At 41.7% G+C, this 5,777-nt stretch carries 2 protein-coding genes; one reads left to right on the forward strand and one right to left on the reverse strand.

What is annotated here, in order from left to right; all coding sequences use genetic code 11:
* Positions 1–248 precede the first annotated feature (248 nt).
* Positions 249–1,772 (reverse strand): flavin monoamine oxidase family protein, encoded by a 1,524-nt coding sequence (locus tag CALSC_RS24095; RefSeq protein WP_235006923.1) that lies wholly within the window; start codon positions 1,770–1,772, stop codon positions 249–251.
* 385 nt (positions 1,773–2,157) lie between these two features.
* Between CALSC_RS24095 and CALSC_RS24100 the strand changes: the two genes are divergently transcribed.
* A partial coding sequence (locus tag CALSC_RS24100) for an NACHT and WD40 repeat domain-containing protein (RefSeq protein ID WP_088243765.1) occupies positions 2,158–5,777 on the forward strand: 3,620 nt, incomplete at its 3' end.

Raw genomic sequence — 5,777 nt, forward strand, 5'->3', positions numbered from 1 at the left:
AATGCCTGAAACAACGCAAACACGTTTATGAAGACCAAAATCAGGTAACGATATAATCAGGGTTTGAGCTTATCCCGAACTCAGGTTATTTTACTGAGGAGGGGCGTGCAAGGGAATTAGGATTTTAGGTTTAAAATCCTTGCATCTGTTATTTTTTTTGGCAAAAAGAATAGAAATAAAGAGGCACCGAATTACTCCCCACTCCCTACTCCCTATTCCCACCAAAAGACTTTTTCAGCAAGCCCTATTTAAGCTGAAGAATGAACTTTTTGATTAATTTGAGCAACTACGTGACGACTAGATTCTAAAGCCCCAGTTGTCCATCCTGGATAATAACTTAAATGCTCTCCTGCTAAATAAATAGCATCATCAGGTTGATTTAATTGGGGATAAACAGTTTTTCTCATTTCTTGAGTATACATACCCCAACCACCCAAATTATAAGGCATTTTTTGCCAAGGACAATAAAATCCATGCTCAAACTCTGCTAAATATTGAGGATGAATTTTGCTTCCTTGTTCTAAGACTAATTTTTGTCTTTTTGCTAAAGACAAATTACCAAAATATTCTGCATCTTTTTGATAATTATAAGCTCCTACCAAAATTCCTTTTGCAGAGAAGAAATCAGTAGATGGATAAAAAATTTGGGTGATATTTTGATTTGTATAGGAAATACCGCCAAAAATGCGCTCATCTTCTTCCCAAAATCGTCTTTTAAACTGTAATCCGACCTTAGTTGTTGCCATATAAGGAACAGCTGCGATCGCTTTTTGCATTACTTTGGAAAAATCCCCAGGAATATCTTTCAAAACAGGCAAGGGAATGGTACAAATACAAAAGTCACCAATGATAGATTTAGTTTCTTGATTTACATCTCTATAGATAATCTTAACTCCGGTGTCAGTTTTGCGAATTTCTTTCACAGGAGATTTGAGCAGAATTTTTCCTTTGATTTTATCAACGAAAGCCTTAGCTAAATTGTCATAACCACCAACAATTTGCAACAGACTAATTTGATGATTAAAAGTGCTGTCATTACGTAGATACCTCACAAATCCATATTGGATCAGATCAGCTAAATCAAAGGGAGAATCAATCACTCCTGCTTCTAAACCCGCTCTAGGTAAACTCTTATAACCCCGATTGCGGGAACCTTTATAAAACAAATCAGGAGCCAGATTTCCTTCTAAACGTAAAAATTCTACTAATTTTTCTTGATCTTCTTTACTTAACTCTACATCTAGAGCATCTTGATTAATTGCTTTTGCCAATAATTCATTTTTATAGCCCGCAAAATCCTGTTTGATTGCCCTCATTCTAATTTTCTGAGAGGATAGCTTACCGACATTTTCTTGATAATAGTAAGCTGCTTCATTCACATGATTAAAAGGCTCAAGTGCTACCCCTAATTCTTGGCAATAGTCTATAGTAACATGATGTTGGGCAATTCGAGTTGCACCAGGATTAAAATATAAACCTTCATCAAAATTAGCAATTTGTTTTTGTCCATCAACTTCTGTTATTTCTGTTCCTTTTCTTGCAGTAAAGCATCTACCACCGACTCTATTTTCTGCTTCTATAATTACGCACTCGTAACCGGCTTTTTCTAATTCATACACCGCACATAAACCTGCCATTCCTGCACCCAAAATAATCACCTTTTTCGTTTCAGAAATGGGTTTTAAATTCAGGGTAGTTTTCCCAGCAACAGGTTTAGCGATTAAATCTAAAGCTACCATTGCTGCATAAGTACTTCCTGCAGATGCTGCCACTAGGTTTAAAAAGTCTCTTCTTTTCATCAAATTTTAAATTTATTCTGTTTCAATTCTCACATTTTTATTGTTGCTAAAAATTAATTTTTCTAATACTTTAATATTCTTGCTCAAACAAACAGATGGAATCTGAAATATCTGTGTTATTGCACAATGATTTGCTTTCGCTCCCCCTCCATTATCTCTAATGTCATTTGTGTGAAATAATACGCTAATATAAGGGATAATTACAGGTTAGGAAACACCAAAAAAAATTATCTCATTGTGGGGTAAGCATTCCTGCCTAATCGCTGATATGAATGGGCTAGAAGCCCATCCCACAAGCAAAAATGGGATACTTTAAAAATTGAAAGTCCCTTATAATTCGCCCTTAGTATATAGCCCTGTGTTACCAACTACCTTTGGCAAACTAATTGAAGCGATCGCTGGTATTGCCAGTCCCATTGTCAAGGACAAGTTTCAGCGTAATGAAACTGTCATCAAATTATTAAAGCAATTTAACCTCGAACCTGACCATCCACCGGCTGATTTCAGTGGTGTTTATGCCTATGCCTTGGTAGAATACGGCGTTAGCAAACCAAAATCATTCCTGCAACTGTTCCAGCAAGAAGAAATCAAAAGGGCATTCCGCCAAGCATTTGACCATAACAACCCCTCAATTTTGCTTTCCGAGGTTGATGATTTTGTCCAGGCTTATGCTTTGGGAGACGAAGTTAAAAGTTTGGGAATTGGCATCAAGCGAGAAATTGTGGCGTTTTACATTGTGTTTTCAGAAGTTGCTAAACGCACTCGTAACCCCGAAAATACACTGATGAATCAGCAAATTGCTTCTCTACACACAACGATTGTCACGATTCAAGAAAATCTGGACAGGTTGCCTACCCTAGAAGGGATTCGTACAGAAATGGCACGACTGGCGACGCAGGATTACCCTGCATTACCAGAAGCTAAAATATCCAGCAAAAATCAATGTGATGCTATTGCTCTTGCCCAGCAAATGCGCGGCTGGTTTGAAACCTTGGGCTACCGCTTTGAGCCATATGAAGTTTGGTCAGAAAACTTTTTTGAGTGGATTATTAATATTCCAGTACGACGCAATCGCTATGACAGAATTCTTGTGCGGGGAATTGCAGGGGAGGCGGGACTGGGGGATGTAATGGCTTTGCGCCAGTCTGTGAAACAACAACGCACAGATGAAGGATGGCTGGTAACTGCTCGCCGTATTGCACGTGCAGCACGTAATGAAGTTGAGAAGGAGGAAAATGATTTCCTGGGCTGCTATACCTTTGATGAGCTTCTAGTTCAGGATGCTGATTTTAGCGGCTATCTCGACTGGCTAGAAGCAAAAATAAAACGTTGTAAAATTGATACCAAGTATGTGCCCCTTGCCTGTACTAAGGAAGAGATAGATCCAGTCACCAAGCAGCAAATAGCAGTCAGTCATTACGGTGAAGAAGACGGTTGGATTGAGGGTTATATCGACCGTTGGTTAGATGATCCTGCCAAAGAGCATATTTCGGTTTTAGGGGAATTTGGTACGGGTAAAACTTGGTTTGCCCTCAATTATGCTTGGGTTGCACTGCAACGTTATCGGGATGCCCAAAAACGTGGTGTTCAACTTCCCCGTTTACCTTTGGTGATTCCGTTGCGGGACTATGCTAAGGCGGTAAGTGTGGAATCTCTGTTTTCTGAGTTTTTCTTTCGTCAATATGAAATTCCCATACCCGGATATTCGGCTTTTGAACAACTCAACCGCATGGGGAAACTGTTGCTGATTTTTGATGGTTTTGATGAAATGGCGGCGCGGGTTAACCGTCAAGAGATGATAAATAATTTTTGGGAACTGGCGAAGGTAGTGGTTCCTGGAGCTAAGGTAATTTTAACTTGTCGCACGGAGCATTTCCCCGAAGCTAAGGAAAGACAAGCTTTATTGAATGCAGAGTTACAGGCATCTACCGCTAACTTGACGGGAGAAACACCCCAGTTTGAAGTGCTGCAACTGGAGAAATTTAACGACGAACAAATTCGGCAGGTTTTATCATTCCAAGCTGAACATACCACAGTTGAGAAGGTGATGGGCAATCCACAGTTGTTGGACTTAGCCCGCCGTCCGGTGATGACTGATTTAATTTTGGAAGCTTTGCCAGAAATTGAAGCGGGTAAGCTGGTGGATATGTCACGGGTTTATCTGTATGCAGTGCGGCGGAAAATGGAACGGGATATTAAAGCGGAACGTACCTTTACTTCCTTGACAGATAAGCTGTACTTTTTGTGTGAGTTGTCTTGGGAGATGCTGTCAACTGACCAGATGAGTATTAATTATCGGCTATTTCCGGATAGGATTCGCCGGTTGTTTGGTTCTGTGGTGCAAGAGGAGAAGGATTTAGACCACTGGCATTATGACATGATGGGGCAGACTATGCTGATTCGTAATGCCGATGGTGATTATACTCCCGCCCATAGGTCACTGTTGGAGTTTTTTGTGGCGTATAAATTTGCAGCGGAGTTGGGAGTGTTGGCTGATGATTTTACGGAGTTGGCACGGGCACAATCTTGTTTGGATACCAGTGCTGCGTCTCAGGACTATACTTGGTCTGTTTATTTTAGGAAACAAGTAGATACGGCTGGGGAGATTTTCCCCATTGCACCTCTGAAGGGTTTTGTAAGTGAGTCACTGGAGGTGTTGCGGGAGAGTTTTGGCAAAGCGCCACTGACGAAAGCAGTGATGGATTTGATGTTGGGGATGGTGGGTGAATGCCAATTTCTTGTGGATGCGATCGAGGTTACGCGGGGGAGAAGTAATGATGAAGTGGGTTATGTGGGAGGAAATGCGGCGACGTTGGCAGTGCAGGTGGATAAGGGTGCGTTGGAGAGAAGAAATTTTAGTGGTGCAGTGATTAAGGGAGCGGATTTTAGTGGTGCGAGTTTGTGGGATGTGAATTTTGCTGGGGCGAATTTGGCTGATTGTGTTTTTACTAAAGTCTTGGGTCACGTTTTGTCAGTAGCATTTAGCCCAGATGGCAAACTTTTGGCTACGGGCGATCATAATGGCATTGTTCGTGTGTGGGAAGTTGCAAGTACTAGAGAACTTTTGGTCTGTAAAGGACATCTCGGTGAAGTACGTTCGGTGGCATTCAGTCCTCATGGAACAATCCTTGCCAGCTGTAGTGGTGATGCTAGCATCAAACTCTGGAGTATCTCTACAGATGAATGCCAGCGAACCTTGCAGGGACACGCCAGAGAAGTACGTTTAGTAGCATTCAGTCCTAATGGTAAAATCCTTGCCAGCTGTAGTGGTGATGCCAGTATCAAACTCTGGAATATCTATACAGGTGAATGCCAGCAAACCTTGCAGGGACACGCCAGAGTAGTCAATTCAATAGCATTCAGCCCTGATGGTACAATCCTTGCTAGTGGCAGTGGCGATACCAGTATCAAACTTTGGGATGTGTCCACAGGTAAATGCCAGCAAACCTTACAGGGACACATTAATTGGGTAACTTCAGTAGCATTCAGTCCTGATAGTACAACCCTTGCCAGCAGCAGTCGTGATGCCAGTATCAAACTCTGGAATATATCTACAGGTGAATGCCAGCAAACATTGCAGGGACACACTAGCAGGATACATTCAGTAGCATTTAGTCCTGATAGTACAACCCTTGCCAGTAGCAGTCGTGATGCCAGTGTCAAACTCTGGAATATATCTACGGGTGAATGCCAGCAAACATTGCAAGGACACACTAGTTGGGTATACTCAGTAGCATTCAGTCCTAATGGTACAACCCTTGCCAGTGCCAGTAGTGATGCCAGTGTCAAACTCTGGGATATCTCTACAGGTGAATGTCGCCAAACCTTTCAGGGATATGCCGTTTGGGTAACTTCAGTAGCATTCAGTCCTGATGGAATAACCCTTGCCAGTGGCAGTAGTAATACCAGTGTCAAACTCTGGGATATCTCTACAAGTGAATGTCGCCAAATCTTTCAGAGACACACTAGTTGGGTAAA

Origin of the sequence: Calothrix rhizosoleniae SC01, assembly GCF_900185595.1 — a bacterium.
GTDB classification, from domain to species: domain Bacteria; phylum Cyanobacteriota; class Cyanobacteriia; order Cyanobacteriales; family Nostocaceae; genus Calothrix_A; species Calothrix_A rhizosoleniae.